Raw genomic sequence first — 20,932 nt, forward strand, 5'->3', positions numbered from 1 at the left:
GGTGACCACCACGTAAGGCGGCAGTGATGTCCACCTTCAAATCCCTGCACATCCTCAACTACCGGATCTGGTTCATCGGCGCGCTGGTCTCCAACATCGGGACCTGGATGCAGCGGACCGCCCAGGACTGGCTGGTTTTCGATCACCTCACCGATCACGACGCGGGCGCCATGGGCATCACCATGGCGCTCCAGTTGGGACCGCAGCTCTTCCTTGCCCCCGTCGCCGGACTCGTAGCGGACCGTTACAGCCGCAAGCAGCTGCTGATTATGACCCAGTCCGTGATGGCCCTCCTGAGCACGGGGCTCGGTGTCCTGGTAGTCCTCGGCGCCGGGCAGTTGTGGCATGTCTATGGCTTTGCCCTGCTGCTGGGCATGGTGTCCGCGCTCGACGCCCCCGTACGCCAGACCTTCGTGTCAGAGCTTGTCCGGGACGACTACCTGCCCAACGCCGTGGCACTGAACAGCGCCTCCTTCAATGTGGCCCGTATGATCGGTCCTGCGGTGGCAGGAATCCTGACGGTGGCCGTGGGGCCGGGGTGGGTGTTCCTGATCAACACCGCCACGTTCCTTGCCATGCTCCTGAGCCTGTGGAAGATCCCGACGGCGACCTTGCGGCAGCTGCCCCGCGCAGCGCCGGGCAAGGGACGGATCAGGGAGGGCCTGCGTTATGTGCGGTTCCGGCCGGACATTGTGGTGGTCCTGGTGGCCGTCTTCATTGTGGGAACCCTGGGGCTGAACTTCGTGCTGTTCATCGCGGCCATGGTGGGGACCGAATTCGGCCTGGATGCCAGCGCGTTCGGACTTATGAATTCGATCATGGCCATCGGCTCGGTGGCGGGGGCGCTGCTGTCCGCCGGCCGCGGGAAACCCAGGCTGCGGATGATCTTTGGCGCGGCCGCTGCCTTTGGCGTGACCTCCGGTCTCGCGGCGCTGGCCCCAAACTATTTCTGGTTCGGAGTTGCGCTGGTACCGGTGGGGCTGTTCGCCATCACCATGATGACCAGTGCCAACGGCTATGTCCAGACCACCACCGATCCCGTCATGCGGGGCCGGGTTATGGCCTTGTACATGGCCATTTTTATGGGCGGAACACCCATCGGGGCGCCGCTGGTGGGTTGGGTGGCCAACGTGGCAGGGGCCCGCTGGTCGTTGGGCGTGGCCGCCGCTTCCGGGATCATTGCGGCGCTGATCGGCATGGTGTGGATCATCCGCGCCAGGCAGCTCCGGCTCGCCTTCGACCGGCGGGCCCGCGGCCTGCGCCAGTTTCGTGTTGTCTCCCGGCTGGGGGACAACACAAACGGCGCCGCCCGGGAAGAAGACCCGGACGACGCCGTCGGACGCTGACGCTGCCGGTGGCAGCGCGCTGAGCGCGGGGGATTACTTGCGCAGCTCGCCCACCACGTAGTCGATGCTGGCCAGCAAGGCTGAAACGTCGTCCGGTTCGATGGCGACAAACGTGGCGATCCGGAGCTGGTTGCGGCCCAGCTTGCGGTAAGGCTCGGTGTCCACCACGCCATTGGCACGCAGGACCTTGGCGATGGCCGCGGCATCGATCGAGTCATCGAAGTCGATGGTGGCGATGACGTTGGAGCGCTCTTCAGCCTTCGCCACGTACGGGGTGGCGAACTCTGACGCCTCCGCCCAGGCGTAGATCCGGCCCGCAGAGTCGGCCGTGCGCTTGCTGGCGAAGTCCAGGCCGCCGTTGGCGTTCAGCCACTGCACCTGGTTGTCCAGCGTTACCAGCGTGGTCAGGGAAGGGGTGTTGTAGGTCTGGTTCAGCTTCGAGTTATCGATCGCGGTCTGAAGGTCCAGGAAGTCCGGGATCCAGCGGCCGCTGGCTTTGATCCGCGCCGCGCGTTCCAGGGCGGCGGGGGAGAACAGGCCCAGCCAGAGGCCGCCGTCGGAAGCGAAGTTCTTCTGCGGTGCGAAGTAGTAGACGTCCGTCTCGGCAACGTCCACGTCCAGGCCGCCGGCCGCGGAGGTGGCGTCCACCAGTACCAGGGCGCCGGCATCGGCACCCTCAACACGCTTGACCGGAGCTGCCACGCCGGTGGAGGTCTCGTTCTGCGGCCAGGCGTACACGTCAACGCCGGCTTCGGCCCGGGCCGCCGGGCGGGTGCCGGGCTCGGATTTGATGATGGAGGACGCGTCCAGGAAGGGGGCCTTGTTTGTGGCTGCGGCGAACTTGGAGCCGAACTCGCCGAAGGACAGGTGCTGGGCCTTCTTCTCCACCAGGCCAAATGCTGCAACGTCCCAGAAGGCAGTGGAGCCGCCGACGCCCAGGACAACCTCGTAGCCCTCCGGGGCGCGGAAGAACTGGCTCAGGCCCTCGCGGACCGAACCCACAAGGTTCTTGACGGGCGCCTGGCGGTGTGAGGTACCCAGGATGGTCCGGGATGCCGCCTGGAGTGCTTCAAGCTGCTCCGGCCTGACCTTGGATGGTCCCGCGCCGAAGCGTCCGTCCTTGGGCAGGAGGTCGGCAGGAATAGTGATGCTGGTTTCGCTCACAAGGGCTCCAATTCGGCGTGGACATGTTGGCGTCCGGGACGGTGGGGTGGCCGGCAGTCAGCAACGACTGCAACGAGGGCCGCTTTTATTCTGCCTGAAACAGAAGAACGGGCGGGAACCGGCACCGTCATAGTCCAATCAACGAGACGATCTGCACCCTGCGGGATTATCCGGACAAACTCAAAATAGGCTAAGCTTTTCACCGGACCTCGACGCGGCTGGGACGCGATACGGTGGGACAACGCTAGGTACTGCGCTCGAGGAGCTGAGCTGGATGACGGATCTGATCGATACCACGGAGATGTATCTTCGAACCATTTTGGAGCTTGAAGAAGAGAACATCGTTGCCCTTCGCGCCCGCATCGCCGAGCGGCTGCGGCACTCCGGACCTACGGTGTCCCAAACCATCGGCCGGATGGAGCGCGACGGACTGGTTGTGGTCTCCGGCGACCGCCATCTGGAACTGACCGGGACAGGGCGCAAGCGGGCCACCGAGGTCATGCGCAAGCACCGGCTCGCTGAGCGCCTCCTGGCTGATGTCATCGGCCTGGACTGGGCTTACGTCCACGACGAAGCCTGCCGCTGGGAGCACGTGATGAGCGAGCGCGTTGAGCGGCGCATCTACGAACTGCTCGACCACCCCACTGAATCTCCTTACGGCAATCCCATCCCCGGCCTGGCAGCGCTGGGCGGAACATCCTCCGTTCCGGACGCCGGTGTGATTAATCTCGTAGAGGCCATGCTGGGCTACGGGCCAACATCGAGCGTGACGGTGAACCGCCTGGCAGAACCCATCCAGGTAGAACCTGAGTTGCTTGTGCAGCTGGATGAAGGCGGGATTCGGCCGGGCGCCTCCGTTTCCCTGGAACGCGTCGGGGAGTACATTTCCGTGCGGGTTCCCGGCATTGAGGGTGCGCTTGAGCTCCCGCCCGAAGTGGCTGCGCACGTCTTCGTTTCTGTCCGCTAGAGGACCCGCCTGACGGACGTCACGTCCCCGCTGCCCGGCGGTCCGGAGCGCCGCTCCAGGGCCCCGCTAGCGGATCGTCGCGCATTCCGCAAAAGATAACGGAATTGTTACCTCCCCGCTTCGTCGCATATAGTTTAAGCCAAGCGTCGATACAAAAGCGTTACCTGATCCGGAGCCGAGCTCTGCCAGCGGATCAGGTGCAAAGTCACCAACTGGCAGAGGCGGAGGAACCACAACCGGCAGTCAAAAAGCTGCCTTGGGGTGAAGTCCGTCAGCAGCAAGCCTTTCCAGCGGAAGAATCTCCCGGGATACCCCTGCGCCAAATGCTTGCCACGGCGGACCGGGTCTTTGAACTCTCTGACCCGAATCCGACAGCTAACTTCGCAGGCTATCCAGAGAGGAACATTCTTGACCACGCAATACTCCAGGGGCCGCCGCCGCGCGGCAGGCCCCGCTTCGGCGCCGCGGGCTGCCGAGGAATTTTCCGCGGAGAGGCCACGCGACGTACAGCGCGCAGCGCGGCGTCAGCGGCGTGGCGCGTTCAGGCAGATGACCGATTTTGCGGCCGCCAGCGGTATTGGCCAGAAAGCCGGAATTGCCCTCGCGGCCACTGGCCTGGCCCTCACTGTGACGGTTCCGGTCACGGGTCCGGTGATGGCCGACCAGCAGCCGGGCCAGTCCGTCGGCGCGGTTTCCGCAACCCCGCAGCCCGAGATTTCCGCTGAAGCAGCGGCTCAGATCGACTTCAGCCGCTCGTCAGTTGTGACGGAGGGTGACCCCGACGGCAAGCTCAAGCAGTTGCTGAGTGCGCAGTCGGCCGGCTCTATTACGCCTGCGGCCTCCGCGGGCAGCCTGGGCGCACCGCTCGCAGAACTCTCCACGGCGTCACCGTTCGGATTCCGGATCAGCCCCATCACGGGCGGGTCCGGGGACTTCCACCGCGGCCAGGACTTCATGGCCCAGTGCGGTACGTCGGTGCTGGCTGCTGCCAGTGGCACCGTGACGTTCGTCGGCTGGCACCAGTACGGCGGCGGCAACCGGGTAGTGGTGGACCATGGCAACGGCCTGGAGACCACGTACAACCACCTGTCGTCCGCAACGGTCAGCACAGGCCAGACAGTGACCCGCGGCGATGTCGTGGCCCTCAGCGGCACCACGGGGGCCTCCACGGGCTGCCACCTCCACTTTGAAGTCCAGGTCAACGGCGAAGTTGTTGACCCCACAGGCTGGCTCTAAGCGCAAAATGAGCGCTAGCTCTCAATTCACCGAGACCTGCCGTGACCTGAATGTGACATTGGCTCTGAACTGCTGTAACGTCTAAAGCGCGTCAACTTTTCCGAAGTTGACGTTCTTGAGTGGATTGCCTAGCTCTGCCACCGCTCAAGGTCCGTTCGCATGAATTCGTCTGGCAGGGGCGGGGGAACCAATTTTGGTCTTCGATCCTGAAGGCCTTGGGGTTAAGTCGCAAAGCTTCCCAGGAAGCGGCGCGGCCGGGTGACTCCCATCCGAATCCGACAGCTCACCTCGCAGGCATTGGGAGAGGCTACCTTCGTGTCTTCACGCCATAATTCTGCGCGCCACCGCGCGCAAACGGTTCGCACCAACCCCTTGGGCTCCGTGTCCAAGGCTGTTAGTGCAAACGCCGGGACCGTAGGTCGCCAGGCTGCTGTCATCGCAGCTGCGTCAGGTCTGATCCTGACCATGGGGCTTCCGGCCAACGCCGCGGACACCACCGCAGGTGTGTCCGCCTCCACCGAGTCCGGTTCAACGCAGACTGCGCTTGCCGTCACTGCCGCGCCCACGGCCACGGTTTCCTTCGAGCGCATTGTGGTCGAGACCACGCCGGCGCCGAAGATCGAACCGGTCCGTGCACAGTCCACGGCTTCCGAAACAGCAGCCGAAGCGGCAGCTGAAACGGAAACCGCCGCTGCCGGTGCAGCCGAGACCAAGCTTGCGGACACTGTTTCTGCAGCCGCAGGTTCGGGCTTGGCAGCAATTGCGTACACCGGTATCGGCAGCCCTTACGTCTGGGGAGGCACCTCTCCCAATGGCTGGGACTGCTCCGGCTTCACCCAGTGGGTTTACGCCCAGGCCGGCATCAGCATTCCCCGCGTCAATGCCTGGACCGCGATGCGGCCCACCGCCACCCCGGCCCCGGGTGACCTGGTGATGCAGAACGGCGGAGCGCACGTTGGTATCTACGTCGGCAACGGCATGATGATCAGCGCGCTGAACCCGTCACAGGGCACGTTGCTGCACGCTGTTGCGGCAACAGGATCGTCCTCCTTCTACACCATGGGCTAAATCCGGTTATCCGGATCAACTCCCCGTTTCTTCGCTAGAAACCCTTAAAAAATCCCCGTTCGGGGCGTGCCGGCGTGCCCCCAAGATGCCGGCGCGTCCACAGCCCTCGGGCTGCCCAAAAGGCCCTGAGGAACACGAAAGAGAGAAATTTTAATGACTACTCGTGCAACTGTTGCACGGCACCGCGCCGAGGTCACCAAGACCAACTCGCTTGCTGTCATTGCCAAGGCTGTCGGCGACAACGCCGGTGGCATGGGCCGCCAGGCCGCGGTTATCGCTGCTGCCTCCGGCCTGGTCCTGACCAGCGGGATTGCGGCCAACGCCGCAGACACCAACATTCAGCGGGAAGCCGCTTCGGCCTCCAACCTTGAGGTTGAGGTTTCAGCGCCGGCCATCATTTCGGCTGCCTCCACCATCGCCATCTCCTACGAGAAGCCTGCTGTGACCACCACGCCGGCTCCCGTTGAAGAGCCGGAGCCCGTTGTTGAAGCAGTTGAGGCACCTGCCGCACCTGCTGCCCAGCCCGCGGCCGCAATCAAGGTTGCGTCGTCCACCCCGGCTGCCCCGGCCGCGCCCGCCGCTCCCGCTGCCGCCAGCGGCAAGGGCCAGGCCATCCTGTCCGCTGCCTACGCACAGCTCGGCGTAAACCAGGATTGCACCATGCTGGTCACCAACTCTCTCGCCGCCGTCGGAATCAACTTCCACGACTGGCCCGCAGGCTACCTCGGCCTTGGCCGCACCGTCAGTGCAGCCGAAGCCCAGCCGGGCGACCTCATCTACTACGCAGACGGTGGAGCAGGCATGGCCCACGTCGCGGTCTACGCCGGCAACGGCCAGGCTGTTCACGGCGGCTACAACGGCAACCAGACCGTTGTGTTCAGCGCCAACGTTGGTTCGGGCCCGGTCTTCATCCGCGTGTCCTAGCAGCTGATTGAACTTCCAAGGGACCTCCGCCTGATGGCGGGGGTCCTTTGTTGTCTGCCGGGCCTTCCGGCACGGATTGGACGCCGGGCAGATTTGACACGTCGCCCCGGACTGAGGTCGATTAGTTAATCCCGGTATTTTTTGTTTACTCTTGTGGTGTCGATCCATAGCCCGGATATGCCGGGGGCAGCCGGCCCTCGTGCCCCTGACGGGTGCGGCCACGAAGAGGTAAGTGCATGCGCACTCTCGTTCTGAATGCTGGATATGAACCGCTGGCGGTTGTTACCTTCCGCCGGGCGCTGGTGCTTGTGCTGACGGGCAAGGCCAGCGTTATAGCCGAGGGCGACGACCCGGTCGTGGGTCCGCAGGAGATTCTGGGCCGCCCGTCCGTGATCCTCCTGAACCGGTACATCCGCCCCCGATACAACCACCACACCGCGGTCAGCCGCCGCGGAGTCCTGCGGCGCGATGGCCACCGGTGTGCATACTGCGGCAAAGGTGCCCACACCATCGACCATGTCCAGCCAAAATCCCGCGGCGGTGCAGATTCGTGGGAGAACCTCGTCGCCGCGTGCCTGCGGTGCAACAACACCAAGGGTGATCACACCCCCGCCGAGATGGGGTGGAAGCTGCGGATTGTGCCCGAACCGCCGCACGGCACCATCTGGCAGATCAAGGAACTTGAGAAGCCGACGCCCGCATGGGATCCCTTCCTGTTGCCGGAACGGGCGGCCTGACCCTTCCGTCGCAGCTAGGCTGGGTGGGTGGACGCTGAAAGCCTCGATTTTGATGCCGTGATTCTCGCCGGGGGCCGCTCCGCGCGTCTTGGCGGTGTGCCCAAGCAGCACCTGACGTACGACGGCGACACTCTGTTGCGCCGTTCGGTCGCCGCAGCCGGGGGTGCCCGGGTCGTGGTGGTGGTGGGCCCCGGTGAGGGAGACCTGCCCGCCGGCATCCTCAGGTGCCGGGAAGAGCCGGCCTTCAGCGGGCCCGCCGCCGCCATCGCCGCCGGGCTCGCGGAGCTGGAGAGAACCGGCCGACCCCCTTCCAGGTTCACCCTGGTGCTTGCCTGCGACATGCCCAATAGCGCAGATGCGGTGTCGGCCCTGGCAGATGCGCTGCTCATCAATGAACGGGCCGGCGGGAATTTCAGCAGCAGCAAACAGGACGGGGTTGTGGCTGTTTCCGGGGACGGCCGGCTGCAGCCCTTGGCGGGCTTTTATAGCACGGCTGCGCTACAACGTGCCGTTGCTGACCTTGCCGGCAGAGGAAGCTTAATCAACAGTTCGGTCATGGCACTCCTTGCTAGTCTTGACGTACAGCCTGTCGCCGTTCCGGCCGGCTCCACGTCAGATGTGGACACCTGGGACGATGCCGCCGCGCTTGGAGTGGCCGGCCGGGACCCGATCAGCGGGTTCCGGAGCAACGCGGCCGCAGATGATTTGGGAGGCAAAGCGTGAAAAGTCAGGATGAGACCCTGGAAGAGTGGAGCCGGGCGCTGCTGCAGGCATATGAGCTGGAGGACGTCCAGATCGATGTGAACGCCATCCTCTCCCTTGCCGGCGTGGCTGCCCATACCGTGGTCCGCCCGGCCGCACCGCTGACGACATTTATCGCCGGGCTTGCGGCGGGCATCGCGGCGGGATCGGGGCAGGCGTCCGACGCTGCGGCCATAACTGCTGCCATGGACCGCGCCCGCTCCCTCGTTGCAGACTACGCTTCCGAAGCCACCGGGGCGCCCGTCGAATGATCACCGTCGAATGACCGCCGCCCCCGGCGACAAACCCGGGAGCCCCGACCCAACGCACGCGCCCGCACCTGACACCCACGCCAAACACCTGGCCCATACCTGGGAAGAGGCGCGCCAAGCCGCCTTCGACAGTGCCACGCCCATTCCACCCGGACGGGTACCGCTGGCGCAGGCGCTGGGCAGGGTCCTGGTTGAAGACATCACCGCGCTGCACGATATGCCGCACTATGCGTCCTCGGCGATGGACGGCTGGGCGGTCAACGGCAGCGGTCCGTGGATCGTGGCGGAGGCCGGCCAGCGGCTCGCCCCGCACCAGGCCAGCCCGATTGTCACCGGGGGACTGATTCCGCCCGGTGCCAAGGCAGTGCTGCGCAGCGAGAGTGCAGTGCTGGGCACCGACGACGACGGCCTGCCGCTTTTGCTGACCGGCGGCACCGCCCGTCCAGGGGAACCGCGGAACGGCCAGCACATCCGGAAGGCCGGCGAGGAAGCAGCTGCGGGGGAAGTCCTGGTCAAGGCCGGCGTCACACTGAACCCGGCACACCTGGCCTTCGCTGCCCTGGCCGGGTACGACGACCTGCTGGTCCGCGGGAAGCCGGTGGTGAAGCTGCTGCTCACGGGGTCCGAAGTCGTGGCGGAAGGCCTGCCCGTGCCCGGGCAGGTCAGGGACACGTTCGGGCCGCAGCTCGCATCAGTGGTGGCCATGCTTGGCGGCATTTTCGCCGGCAAGGAGAAAATCGGCGATTCGTATGCAGAGTGGCTGGCAGGGCTGGAGGACCTCCCGCCTGAGGTTCCGGACCCGGCTGCCCTGCCCGCCGACGTCGTCATTACCACCGGCGGAACGGGACCATCCCACACCGATCACCTCCGCCGTGCAGTATCGGAGCTGGGCGGTCGGCTGATCATCGATGGCATCGCCATGCGCCCCGGGCATCCGGCCGTCCTGGCCGAACTGCCGGACGGGCGCTTTGTCCTGGGGCTGCCCGGCAACCCTTTGGCCGCCATGATGGCTTTATCGACGGTGGGGGCACCGCTCCTGGCCGGCTTGGGCCACGCACCCCTGCCGCCCGTGCAGGAGGTCCCTTGCGGGACAACCCTGGAGCCCGAGCCCGGCCGGACCCGGCTCCTTCCGTTCAGGCTCCTGTACGGAATGGCTTCCCCTGCGAGGCACACGGGTCCCGGGATGATGCGCGGGCTCGCGTCGGCGGACGGCGTGATGGTGGTTCCGCCGCACGGCGTGCAGCTTGGCGAGCCCGTGCCTGCATTCGCATTGCCGTGGGGGCCGCCCTTGCCCGTACCGGAACCGGCGGGCGCAAAGGCCAAAACCCGGACTGCGGCCAGGGCAGCCAACCGGACTGCGGCCAAGGACGGGGTAAAAGACCGCGCGAAGCCGGCCGGCCCCGTGGATTGGAGCGCCCTGCTGGACTGAACTGCTGAGGCTGCAGGACCCGGACCCGGCCGCAGGTTCTTCCTGGCCGGGTGTGCTCCGCAGTCCGGCCGTGATGCGATGATTGAGCTATGAACACTCCCCGCAGCAAGGTCCGGAACCCCAGCAGCAAGGGCCCTCAGAGCACCAGCCCAGGCCGCTGATGGGACGCGTGACGCAGCGCCGCAAGGTGCATAAGTATGTTCTGGACGGCTCACCCAAGGCGCTCGAGTTTCCGGTCCGCCACCGCGAGGACGTGCTCGCCGTCGAAGAGCCGCTGGAGATCAGAATTGGCCAGCTGTCGTTCTCGGTGACGATGCGGACGCCCGGCGATGACTTCGATTTGGTGGCCGGTTTCCTGGTGTCCGAAGGAATCATTTGGAGCCCCGACCAGCTGGTTTCACTCCGCTTCTGCGCCGGCGAGGACGAAAACGGGGTGCAGACCTTCAACGTGGTGGAAGCCCAGTTGCGGCCCGACGTCGAACTGCCCGCCAAAGGACGGAACGTTTTCACCTCAAGTTCCTGCGGCATTTGTGGCATAGATTCGATCGAAGCGGTGCGGAAATCCTCCCACTACAGCCCTGCCTCGGATCCGGTGACCGTTCCGGCTGACGTCCTGGCCGTCCTGCCCGACCGGCTCCGCGAAGCACAGGCGGTGTTCGACACCACCGGCGGCGTGCACGCCGCGGGCCTGTTCCGGGTATCGGACGACGGCAGCGTGGAACTTTTGTGCCTCCGGGAGGATGTGGGCCGCCACAACGCCGTGGACAAGGTGGTGGGCTGGGCCCTGCGGGAACGGATGTTGCCGCTGACCGGACTGGTCCTGCAGGTATCGGGACGGGCGTCGTTCGAATTGGTCCAGAAGGCAGCGCTGGCCGGAATCCCGGTGCTTGCGGCCGTGAGTGCACCGTCCAGCCTGGCCGCCGAGCTCGCCGCGGCCAGCGGCATGACGCTGGTCGGATTCAGCCGCCGGACCAGCCTGAATGTGTACGCCGGGCAGGAAAGGATCACCCTTTCCGCCGGGCAGGTTCGCGCAGAGGCTGCTGCCGACGTCTCGGGCTGAGGCTGCGCGGACGGCCCCGGGGAGGGAAACTGGCACTTGGCTATTGAGCTACTAGCCGGTAGATTTTATCCATCGATTGGACGGCGATGTCCCGATTCGACTACTCACATTCACGTATTTAAGAGGGTTTACAGTGCATGACGACCGCCGGATTACCGAAGTCCGCCTGGACCGGTTTGTCCGCGAGCGGATCAATCCCGCCGTTTACACCCGCAGCGTTCCCCTGAACCTGAGCAGCTGGGACGCGCCCGGTGAACCTGTCACCGTGATGGACGCCCTGCGGCATGAGTTCCTGCCGCAGGAGCACGGTGCTGCCTGGGGCCAGCCGTGGGGCACCAAGTGGCTTCGTCTGCAGGGGGACGTGCCCCAGGCCTGGGGTACCGGGCCGGACACCACGGTGGAAGTCGTGGTGGACCTCGGGTTTATCAACGAAGCCCCCGGATTCCAGTGTGAGGGCATCGCGTGGCGCCCGGACGGAACCATCATCAAGGCCATTTCGCCGCGGAACCAATACATCCCGCTGAAACTGCTGGGTAGCGGCATGGCCGTCGACTTCTACGTTGAAGCGGCCGCCAATCCTGACATGGCGCAGGGCTGGACGTTCGCGGCCACGCCGTACGGGGACAAGGCAACCGCCGGCACGGCACCGCAGTACCGGCTCGGCAGGATCGCCATCGCCGAACTCAACCAGACGGTCTGGGAACTCCAGCAGGACATCTGGACCCTCTCCGGGCTGATGCATGAACTTCCCATGGAGCAGCCCAGGCGCCACGAAATTCTGCGCGCGCTCGAACGCATGATGGACCTGATGGACCCGGATGACGTCGCAGGCACCGCGGCCGCAGGACGCGAAGCCCTCGCAGAGGTCATGTCCCGCCCCGCCTATGCCTCCGCGCATCAGCTGGTGGCCACGGGCCATGCCCACATAGACTCCGCCTGGCTGTGGCCGGTCCGCGAAACCATCCGCAAATGCGCAAGGACGTTCTCCAACGTGGTGGCGCTGATGGATGAGGACCCAAGTTTTGTGTTTTCCTGCTCATCGGCCCAGCAGTTCGCGTGGATGAAGGAGTTCTACCCTGAGCTCTTCGGACGGATCCGGGAGAAGGTCAAGGCCGGCCAGTTCGTTCCGGTGGGAGGCATGTGGGTCGAATCGGACACCAACATGCCCGGTGGTGAGGCCATGGCCCGCCAGTTCGTGGAAGGCAAGCACTTCTTCCTTCAGGAATTCGGCGTCGAATGCAAGGAAGCCTGGCTCCCGGACTCCTTCGGGTACTCCGCAGCCCTGCCGCAGATCGTTCGGTCAGCCGGCAGCCAGTGGTTCCTGACGCAGAAAATCTCCTGGAACCAGATCAACCGGATGCCGCACCACACCTTCAACTGGGAGGGCATTGACGGCACCAGGCTCTTCACGCACTTCCCGCCGGTGGACACCTACAACGCCGAGCTCAGCGGACGCGAACTGGCCCACGCCGAGCGCAACTTCCGCGACCATGGCCGCGCCAATATCTCGCTGGTGCCGTTCGGTTACGGCGACGGCGGCGGCGGGCCCACACGTGAAATGCTGGCTGCCGCGCAACGCACCGCAGATCTGGAAGGCTCACCCAAAGTGCGGGTGGGATCCGCCGAAAGCTTCTTCACGGCGGCGGAGGAAGGCTATGCCGGCCTTCCTGTCTGGGTGGGGGAAATGTACCTCGAGCTCCACCGCGGCACGTACACCAGCCAGGCGCAGACCAAGCGCGGCAACCGGCGCAGTGAACACCTGCTGCGTGAGGCCGAACTCTGGTGCACCACAGCCGCTGTCCGCGGCTCCTTTGCCTACCCGGCGGCCGAACTGAAGCGGCTCTGGCGGCTGGTCCTCCTGCAGCAGTTCCACGACATCCTGCCCGGCAGCGCCATCGCCTGGGTCCACCAGGACGCGGAGCGGAACTACGCCGCCATCAGCGCGGACCTCGAAACCATCATCGGCCAGGCGGCGGCCGCGCTGCTTGGCGAGGGTCCGCGGACGTTCCTGCTCAACGCGGCACCGCACGCCCGGAACGGCGTCCCGGCACTCGGCGCAGCCGAGCCTGCGGTCCAGGGCGAGCCTGCCCAGGCCACCGCGGAGGACGGCGGGTACGTGCTGGACAACGGCGTGATCAGGGCGGTCCTGGACGCCGACGGCCTCCTCGCCTCCCTTACCGACTACGCCACGGGCCGCGAGGCCATCGCGCCCGGGGAACGCGGCAACCTGCTGGAACTGCACCGGGACACCCCCAACGAGTGGGACGCATGGGATATCGATGAGTTCTACCGCCGCAACGTCACGGCACTGGCGTCAGCGCAGGAGATCCGGCTGGAGCACGTCGGGAGCGGCGCCGTTGTGGTGGTGAGCCGGGTTGCGGGCTCGTCGCCGGTCACCCAGCGGATCACGCTGGAGGCGGGCAGCGACTCGCTGAGCATCACCACGGCCGTGGAGTGGCAGGAGAGCGAGAAGCTCCTCAAACTCGGCTTCCCGCTGGACGTCAAAGCGGACCGCTCCGCCGCCGAGACGCAGTTCGGGCACGTCTTCCGGCCGACGCACGTGAACACCTCGTGGGAGGCCGCGAAGTTCGAGATCTGTGCGCACCGCTGGATCCACGTGGCCGAGCCCGGCTACGGCGTCGCGATTTCCAACGCGGCCACCTACGGGCACGATGTCACCCGGACCGTCCGCGGCACCGACGGCGGGACCACCACCACGGTGCGGCTGTCCCTGCTGCGGGCACCGAAGTTCCCGGACCCGACGGCGGACCGCGGACACCAGGAACTCACGGTCACCATCCGTCCCGGCGCAGGCATTGCCGAGGCAGTGGAAGAGGGGTACCGCACCAACCTGGCTCCGCGGCTGGTCCGCGGCGGCCACGATGTGCAGCCGCTGTTCGCGGTGGACAATCCGGCCCTGGTCATTGAGGCGGTCAAGCTCGCCGAGGACGGTTCCGGAGACGTTGTGGTCCGTCTTTATGAGTCCCTGGGGCAACGGTCATCCGGCACCCTCACCGCCGGCTTCCCGGTCAAGGACGTACAGGCGACGGACCTGTTGGAACGGCCTTCGGCTGCACCCGGCGTCACGCCCGCCCAAGAAGGCGCCGTCAACCTTGCCCTGCGTCCCTTCCAGCTGGTCACGCTGAGGTTTGTCCGGTAGAGCCCGGGTGACGAGGGAGATCCTGAGTTCACGAGGGAATATGCGTATGCATATAAACCTTATGCAGGGCATGGAACTGGGAATCTTTACCTTCGGCGACATCCACCGGGACCCTGTGAGCGGCGCCCGGGTATCGCCGGAGCAAAACGTGCAGGACCTCCTGGAGCGTGCGCGGCTCGCTGACCAGGTGGGGCTCCATTACTTCGGAGTGGGGGAGCACCACCGGCCGGACTATTCGGTCACGTCGCCCTCGACAGTGCTGGCAGCGGTCGCGGCGCAGACGGGGCAGATCAGGGTGGGAAGCGCCGTCACGGTGCTGAGCACCGAGGACCCTGTGCGCGTCTTCCAGCAGTTCGCCACCCTCGACCTCATCAGCAAGGGCCGCGCGGAGCTGACCGCCGGCAGGGGTAGCTTCATCGAGTCTTATCCGCTGTTCGGTGCCAGGCTGGAGGACTACGACGCCCTCTACGAGGAAAAGCTGGAGCTGCTCCTCCAACTCAATGCCCGGGAGCGCGTGACCTGGACCGGGCGGTTCCGGGCCGCCCTGGATGACGCACTCATTTTGCCACGCCCCTTCCCGGCCCCTGACGGCAAGCGTGAGCTGGACATCTGGATCGCCACCGGGGGAACTCCCAAGTCATCTGTGCGTGCTGCAGCCTTGGGGCGAAATGTTATGTATGCGCTCCTGGGCGGATCCGTGCGGAACTTCGAGCGCCACGCCGCACTCTACCGGCAAACCGCCGTCGAGCACGGGCATGGCCGGGTTCCCCTGAAGGTGGGCGTCAGCGCGCCTGGCATGGTGCTGCGGGACGCTCCGGCAGGGCCGGGCCGCGCCAAGGACGCCTTCCGGCCGTACTGGCTGGACACCATGCGCCGGATCGCAGCCGAGCGGGGCTTTCCCGCACCCAGCGGCGTCACGTACAACATGGAGACCGCCCCGGCCGGTGCATTGTTCGTGGGCAACCCGGAGCAGGTGGCCCACAAAATCATCAGGATGCACGGGTATATGCAGCACGATCGGCAGATCTTCCAGCTGGACCTGTCGTCGGTTCCGCAGCGGACTGTGCTTGAAGCGATCGAGCTCCTGGGTACCGAGGTACTTCCGCTCGTGCAGCGTGAGCTGGGAAGTGCGGCCGCAACGGCAACTGAGGTCCCAAACCAGACAGCCTCAAGCCAAAAAGCGCCTTAAACAGGCTGAGTGGGGGCGGTCCCCAACGGCCGCCACCACTCATCCCCCCAATGTGTGCAAAGGTTTATCGGGCCCGGCGTCCAAGAAGTTATCCCCGTTCGCAAACACCGGCGCGCCACCTTCACACATTCATGATTGTGCCACGTCTAATGATTTTGTGAAAGCCGTGACTCCTACTTTGCAGTAGAAGTCTTTTGCCGCGTGCCGCTCCGACCGTAGATGAGGCTGGCAACGCCAATCAACGCCAGCCCCAGCACAAAGCAAAGCACCGCCGTGTAGTTAACCAGGAACGTAGCCCCCGCCCAGCTTGGCGGGTAAAACGGGAAGAACAGGGTCAATGCCACGGCCACGGAGCCGACGGCCAGCAGGAGGGCGGCGACCCGGACCAGTGCGGGCAGCCTGCTTCCCACCGCGCGGGCCATGGCCGGTAACAGAGCCAGGGAAACGTAGGCGGGATAAGCGCGGCCGGCGGCGCCGTAGTACTCAACCAGCAGTCCATTGCGGCTGTTCTTGGCCGACACCCCGGCCAGGCCCACGGACGATCCGGCAGTATCCATCATCAGGAAGACGGCCACCACAATCAGCGAGGTGAGCGCCACCGCTGCCATTCCGATCCGGCCGGTGATCAGCCGGTAGGCCGTGTCAGCCCCAAAGCCCCTCGTGATCCGGATTCCCACGAAGAAGATGGCGGCGAAGATGACCAGACGCAGAATGAGGTTGGCCACGTTGAGGCCGCCCAGGGCCTGGTCGATGGCAACATACGGCGCTTCGATGCTGAGGAGGATCGCGAGGGTCATCAGGGCAAAAATGTAGAAGAGTGTCCTGTTTTTCCCCCGCACGGCGCTGGGAACCCGGGCGATGGCCACCAGGCCGCACACAGCCAAGGTGGACCATTGCAGGATTTCGATCATCCCAGGTTCTCCCAAATCTTGTCGGTTTTCTCTTGGTCGTGTTCCTGCCGGCGGAGGGCCCTGCCCAGGGTCTGAAGGCGTTCCCCCGCCAGCGTAGTCAGCTCGCCGTCGCTCATGCTGTCCAGCGCCGCCTGCCGGGCCCCGGGTGGCCAGCCGGCCTCCGCCTCCGTGATGAGTCCGGTGGCCACGAGGCCACTGGCGGGACCGACGCCGGCTGCCAGGGAGGTGGCCATGGCAAGTTCCGGGGCAAGCCGGTTGGCGGTCAGCTGCGCCGAATAGTTCTGCGGAGCGATCCCGGTGGCGGCCGAGACGCGGTGCCGCAGCTCGCCGTCGTCGATTGCTTCGACCCAGCTCTTGACGGACGTGGCATGCGGCGGCGGCCCCAAAGGGGCCGGTCTGGATTCTTGCAGGCCGGATTCCGGCTGCGCCGCGGCGGGCTGCCCTGTATCCGGCTGCCCTGTGTTCGACTGCCCTGGGTCCGGCTGCCGCGCGTCAGGAGGGGTCCCCGGGTCGGCGTCTGACCGCAGCAGGACGGCCCGCAGGAGATCCGGCGTGGAGATCTGGCTGATTAGCTCGTCCCTGGTTGGCTGGCGCGGCGGGCCGGCCAGTTGGCTGAAGGCGTCAAAACCGGCAAGGGCCGTGACGGGATTGATGTTGTAGGCGCGGCTGATGCTCACCACTGTGGCTTCAGCGACTTTGCCGCGGACGAGTTGCTGAGCAAGCGTTGTCCGCTTGATGCCCGAGACGCGGCAGATGTCAGAAGTGCTCGTGTCGGGGGCGATGCCGTGCAGCCAGCGCTGGAACGCCTTGGCAGGAATGGGCATATCGGCTCTCTGCTGAACGGATAGGTTAACTCTGATTTTAGCCTGACTGCCGGGCGCGGTTTGATGCCGGCAGTGGAGTCGACTATGCTTAATGGTCGAGCCCGTTGGTCCGTACACCCCCCAAGTCCGGACCGGCGGGCTCTTTAGTGCCAGGGCACTTTGCGGGGCGGCACAGTGCGGATTCTCCGCCTGTGCGGGCCGATCCAGGCGGGGTCATCCGGCCTTCCTCCGGCCGGGCGGCGAGAGGAACCAACCCATGACTGCAACCCTTGTTGCCAAAGACCTTTCCGGTGGCCACGACCATCGGACGCTTTTCTCCAACCTTTCCCTCACGGTGGCCCCCGGCGATGTGGTGGGTGTGGTGGGCGCCAACGGCGCCGGAAAGTCCACCCTGCTGCGCCTGCTGGCCGGCGTGGACCAGCCCCAGGCCGGCAGCGTGAGCCTTGCGCCGGCCGACGCCTTTGTGGGCTGGCTGCCACAGGAACATGAGCGCGTGGCGGGTGAAACCGTGGCCGGCTACATCGCCCGCCGCACCGGTTGCGCACAGGCGACGGCAGAGATGGAGTCCACGGCCGAAGCGCTGGGTTCCGGCGCGCCGGGCGCCGATGACGCCTACTCCCTCGCCTTTGACCGCTGGATGGCGTCCGGCGCGGCTGACCTTGAGGAACGCATTCCCGCTGTCCTGGCCGACCTTGGCCTGGAGACCGGCGCGGACGCCCCCATGACGGGCCTCTCCGGCGGCCAGGCCGCCCGCGTGGCACTGGCTGCCCTGCTGCTCAGCCGGTTTGACGTGGTGCTGCTGGACGAGCCCACCAACGACCTCGACTTGGCCGGACTGGCCAAACTGGAAGCCTTCGTCCAGGGCCTGCGCGGCGGTGTGGTGCTGGTATCCCACGACCGCGAGTTCCTGGCCCGCTGTGTCACCACCATCGTGGAACTGGACCTGGCACAGAATTCCGTGGCGGTCTATGACGGCGGGTACGAGGCCTTCCTGGAAGAGCGCGCGGTGGCCCGGCGCCACGCACGCGAAAAGTTCGAGGAGTTTGCGGCCACGAAGGCGGACCTGGTCTCGCGGGCCCGGACGCAGCGGGAGTGGAGCTCCCAGGGCGTGCGGAACGCCATGAAGAAGAGCCCGGACAATGACAAGATCCGCCGCGCGGCCAGCACCGAATCATCGGAGAAGCAGGCCCAGAAAGTCCGGCAGATGGAGTCCCGGATCGCACGCCTGGACGTGGTGGACGAGCCGCGGAAGGAATGGCAGCTGCAGTTCACCATCGGTCAGGCCCCCCGGTCCAGCGCTGTGGTGGCTACCTTGCGTGACGCCGTCGTCAACCAGGGAAGCTTCACCCTCGGTCCCGTGAACCTGCAGCTCAACGCAGGGGAGCGGATCGGGATCACCGGCCCCAACGGTGCCGGAAAATCCACGCTGCTGCGCCTCCTCCTGGGCGTCCAGGCTCTCGACTCAGGCAACGCCGCGATGGGCGCCTCGGTGGCCATCGGCGAAATCGACCAGGCCCGTGGACTGCTGGCCGGTCACCTCACGCTGGCAGACGCCGTCGAAGCCGTCCTGACGGACCTGACATCGGCTGAGGTCCGCACGCTGTTGGCCAAGTTCGGGCTGAAAGCGGACCACACGGCCCGCCCGGTGGACTCGCTCTCACCCGGCGAACGCACGCGGGCTGCGCTGGCACTCCTGCAGGCACGCGGAGTGAACCTGCTGGTCCTGGACGAGCCGACCAACCACCTCGACCTGCCTGCCATCGAGCAGCTGGAGGAGGCTTTGGGAAGTTATGAGGGTGCTTTGTTGTTGGTAACCCATGACCGGAGGCTGCTCGAAAACGTTCAGCTCGACGTCCGGTGGAATGTGGAAGATGGAATGGTAACTGAATTGATGACCGGCGCAACGGGGCACAAGCGATGAGCATGGACGGCGCCGCCTGGCACACCCTGTACAACATCACCCGCGCCAAGAGCGGCTCCAAGCCCTTTTCCAAGGCGACGCTGAAGCGGGTCCTGGGCTTCGCCCGGCCGCACCGCACCAAACTGATCGCTTTCGTGGCGCTCTCGGTTGTGATGGCGTTCCTTGCCGTGGCCACGCCCGTTCTGGCGGGCCAGGTGGTTGACGCCATTGTGGCCAAGGCCGGTACGGAGGAAGTGATCCGGCTGGCTGTGCTGATCGCCGTTGTGGCAGTTGCCGAGGCCGGTTTGGGACTCGTGAGCCGCTGGCTGTCCTCCACTATTGGTGAAGGCGTCATTGTGGACCTGCGCACGAAGGTCTTTGACCACGTGCAGAAGATGCCCATCGCCTTCTTCACGCGCACCCGCACCGGTGCCCTGGTCAGCCGCCTCAATAACGACGTCATCGGTGCGCAGTCTGCCTTTGCCGGTACCCTGTCCGGGGTGGTCAGCAACGTGGTGGCCCTGGTCCTCACGCTGATCGTGATGCTGGGGACCTCCTGGCAGGTCACCGTTCTGGCGATGATCCTGCTGCCCATCTTCCTGATCCCTGCCCGGCGGATGGGATCACGGCTGGCTGACCTGCGCCGCGAGGCCGCCGAGCACAATGCCGCCATGGGCACCCAGATGACCGAACGGTTCTCCGCCCCCGGCGCCACGCTGGTGAAGCTCTTCGGCCGGCCGGACGAGGAGTCCCGCGAGTTTGCTGTGCGGGCCGGCCGCGTCCGCGACATCGGCGTGCGGACCGCGATGCTCCAGTTCACCTTTGTCACGGCACTGACGCTGGTGTCCGCCCTGGCCCTTGCCCTGGTCTACGGCCTGGGCGGTGTGCTGGCCATCGCGGGCCAGCTTGCCCCCGGCGACGTCGTGGTGCTCGCGCTGCTCCTGACCCGCCTGTATGCCCCGCTCACCGCACTGTCCAACGCCCGGGTGGAAATCATGAGCGCCCTGGTCAGCTTTGAACGGGTCTTCGAAATCCTGGACCTCAAGCCACTGATCCAGCAGAAGCCCGACGCCGTGACGGTGCCTGCCGGGCCTGTTTCCGTGGAGTTCGACGACGTCCGGTTCGCCTACCCGTCCGCGGACAAGGTCTCGCTCGCGTCGCTGGAGGAAGTCTCCACCCTCGACACCCGCGGCGGCGAAGAAGTGCTGCACGGCATCAGCTTCCGCGTGGAACCCGGCCAGACGGTCGCGTTGGTGGGGTCCTCCGGCGCGGGCAAGTCCACCATTGCGCAGCTGCTTTCGAGGCTGTACGACGTCGATTCCGGCGCCGTCCGGCTTGGCGGCACCCGGCCGGGCTCGGGCCTGGACGTCCGCGACGCCACCTTTGATTCGCTGCGTGACACCCTGGGCATGGTCACCCAGGACGGCCACCTCTTCCACGAGTCCATCGCCTCCAACCTGCGGCTCGCCCGGCCGGACGCCACCGAAGCGGACATGTGGGACGCCATCCGCCAGGCCCGCCTGGAGACCATGGTCCGGTCCCTGCCCGACGGCCTGGACACCGTCGTGGGGGAGCGCGGCTACCGGCTCTCCGGCGGTGAACGCCAGCGCCTCACCATCGCCCGGCTGCTCATCTCGCAGCCGCGCGTTGTCATCCTGGATGAGGCGACGGCCGCGCTGGACTCCACCAACGAAGCAGCCGTCCAGGCTGCCCTGGGCGCCGCGCTCGAGGGTCGCACCGCCGTCGTGATTGCCCACCGGCTGTCCACTATCCGCGCCGCCGACGTCATCCTGGTGGTGGAGGACGGGCAGATCGTGGAGCGCGGGACGCACACCGAACTCCTCGCCGCCGAGGGGCGGTACGCCGAGCTGTACCGGACGCAGTTCGCCGAGGCCACCGCGGTGGCAGAGGAAGCCGTCCCGGAGTACTGACACCTCATCCAGTGGCGAGATCTCGGCACTAACGCCGGCCCTTAGCGCCGGGACCTCGCCGCTGGATGCCGGG

Annotated in this window: 17 protein-coding genes and 2 riboswitches; of the genes, 14 read left to right on the forward strand and 3 right to left on the reverse strand. The window is 66.1% G+C overall.

Going from position 1 to position 20,932, the window contains the following annotated elements; all coding sequences use genetic code 11:
* Nucleotides 1-26: 26 nt before the first annotated feature.
* On the forward strand, nt 27-1,346 hold the full coding sequence (locus IDT60_RS03640) for an MFS transporter (RefSeq protein ID WP_191080896.1): 1,320 nt from the start codon (nt 27-29) through the stop codon (nt 1,344-1,346).
* A gap of 33 nt (nt 1,347-1,379) precedes the next feature.
* Here IDT60_RS03640 and serC read toward each other — a convergent pair whose 3' ends face one another.
* Nucleotides 1,380-2,510, reverse strand: a complete 1,131-nt coding sequence (gene serC, locus IDT60_RS03645; RefSeq protein ID WP_191080897.1) for a phosphoserine transaminase — start codon at nt 2,508-2,510, stop codon at nt 1,380-1,382.
* 274 nt (nt 2,511-2,784) lie between these two features.
* Here serC and IDT60_RS03650 point away from each other — a divergent pair, with 274 nt between their 5' ends.
* From IDT60_RS03650 to IDT60_RS03695, 11 genes are all read left to right on the forward strand, one after another.
* Entirely contained in the window at nt 2,785-3,477 is a 693-nt protein-coding gene (locus tag IDT60_RS03650) for a metal-dependent transcriptional regulator (RefSeq protein WP_164202143.1), read from the forward strand.
* A 163-nt stretch (nt 3,478-3,640) separates the two neighbouring features.
* Nucleotides 3,641-3,882, forward strand: a riboswitch (cyclic di-AMP (ydaO/yuaA leader).
* Between the two features lie 3 nt (nt 3,883-3,885).
* Nucleotides 3,886-4,713 (forward strand): M23 family metallopeptidase, encoded by an 828-nt coding sequence (locus IDT60_RS03655; protein ID WP_191080898.1) that lies wholly within the window; start codon nt 3,886-3,888, stop codon nt 4,711-4,713.
* A gap of 139 nt (nt 4,714-4,852) precedes the next feature.
* A riboswitch (cyclic di-AMP (ydaO/yuaA leader) is annotated at nt 4,853-5,024 on the forward strand.
* Nucleotides 5,025-5,094: 70 nt separating this feature from the next.
* On the forward strand, nt 5,095-5,781 hold the full coding sequence (locus IDT60_RS03660) for a C40 family peptidase (RefSeq protein WP_164206434.1): 687 nt from the start codon (nt 5,095-5,097) through the stop codon (nt 5,779-5,781).
* Between the two features lie 153 nt (nt 5,782-5,934).
* A complete protein-coding gene (locus IDT60_RS03665; protein ID WP_164202139.1) occupies nt 5,935-6,705 on the forward strand; it encodes an NlpC/P60 family protein in 771 nt (256 codons plus the stop codon).
* A gap of 236 nt (nt 6,706-6,941) precedes the next feature.
* Complete coding sequence (locus tag IDT60_RS03670; protein ID WP_164202137.1) at nt 6,942-7,442, forward strand: HNH endonuclease; 501 nt, start codon at nt 6,942-6,944, stop codon at nt 7,440-7,442.
* 27 nt (nt 7,443-7,469) lie between these two features.
* Nucleotides 7,470-8,165: a molybdenum cofactor guanylyltransferase gene (locus IDT60_RS03675; RefSeq protein WP_223883868.1), complete on the forward strand. Its 696-nt coding sequence runs from the start codon at nt 7,470-7,472 to the stop codon at nt 8,163-8,165.
* Complete coding sequence (locus IDT60_RS23155) at nt 8,162-8,455, forward strand: DUF6457 domain-containing protein (protein ID WP_223883869.1); 294 nt, start codon at nt 8,162-8,164, stop codon at nt 8,453-8,455. Before IDT60_RS03675 ends, IDT60_RS23155 begins: the two co-directional genes overlap by 4 nt.
* 10 nt (nt 8,456-8,465) lie before the next feature.
* Complete coding sequence (locus IDT60_RS03680; protein ID WP_191080899.1) at nt 8,466-9,884, forward strand: molybdopterin molybdotransferase MoeA; 1,419 nt, start codon at nt 8,466-8,468, stop codon at nt 9,882-9,884.
* A 160-nt stretch (nt 9,885-10,044) separates the two neighbouring features.
* Nucleotides 10,045-10,944 carry a formate dehydrogenase accessory sulfurtransferase FdhD gene (fdhD, locus tag IDT60_RS03685; RefSeq protein WP_164202133.1) on the forward strand — a complete coding sequence of 300 codons (900 nt, stop codon included), beginning with the start codon at nt 10,045-10,047 and terminating at the stop codon, nt 10,942-10,944.
* A gap of 133 nt (nt 10,945-11,077) precedes the next feature.
* Entirely contained in the window at nt 11,078-14,104 is a 3,027-nt protein-coding gene (locus IDT60_RS03690; RefSeq protein ID WP_191080900.1) for a glycoside hydrolase family 38 C-terminal domain-containing protein, read from the forward strand.
* 46 nt (nt 14,105-14,150) lie between these two features.
* Nucleotides 14,151-15,293 carry an LLM class flavin-dependent oxidoreductase gene (locus tag IDT60_RS03695; RefSeq protein ID WP_223883870.1) on the forward strand — a complete coding sequence of 381 codons (1,143 nt, stop codon included), beginning with the start codon at nt 14,151-14,153 and terminating at the stop codon, nt 15,291-15,293.
* A 173-nt stretch (nt 15,294-15,466) separates the two neighbouring features.
* Here the strand turns inward: IDT60_RS03695 and IDT60_RS03700 are convergent, their stop codons facing one another.
* Both IDT60_RS03700 and IDT60_RS03705 read right to left on the reverse strand, forming a co-directional pair.
* Nucleotides 15,467-16,204 carry a hypothetical protein gene (locus IDT60_RS03700; protein ID WP_191080901.1) on the reverse strand — a complete coding sequence of 246 codons (738 nt, stop codon included), beginning with the start codon at nt 16,202-16,204 and terminating at the stop codon, nt 15,467-15,469.
* Nucleotides 16,201-17,028: a hypothetical protein gene (locus IDT60_RS03705; protein WP_191080902.1), complete on the reverse strand. Its 828-nt coding sequence runs from the start codon at nt 17,026-17,028 to the stop codon at nt 16,201-16,203. The genes IDT60_RS03700 and IDT60_RS03705 overlap by 4 nt, the downstream gene beginning before the upstream one ends.
* Before the next feature lie 256 nt (nt 17,029-17,284).
* Here IDT60_RS03705 and IDT60_RS03710 point away from each other — a divergent pair, with 256 nt between their 5' ends.
* Both IDT60_RS03710 and IDT60_RS03715 read left to right on the forward strand, forming a co-directional pair.
* On the forward strand, nt 17,285-18,949 hold the full coding sequence (locus tag IDT60_RS03710; protein WP_191080903.1) for an ABC-F family ATP-binding cassette domain-containing protein: 1,665 nt from the start codon (nt 17,285-17,287) through the stop codon (nt 18,947-18,949).
* Nucleotides 18,946-20,859: an ABC transporter ATP-binding protein gene (locus IDT60_RS03715; RefSeq protein ID WP_164202126.1), complete on the forward strand. Its 1,914-nt coding sequence runs from the start codon at nt 18,946-18,948 to the stop codon at nt 20,857-20,859. The genes IDT60_RS03710 and IDT60_RS03715 overlap by 4 nt, the downstream gene beginning before the upstream one ends.
* Nucleotides 20,860-20,932: the final 73 nt, after the last annotated feature.

This window comes from Pseudarthrobacter sp. BIM B-2242 (assembly GCF_014764445.1).
Taxonomy (GTDB): domain Bacteria; phylum Actinomycetota; class Actinomycetes; order Actinomycetales; family Micrococcaceae; genus Arthrobacter; species Arthrobacter luteus_A.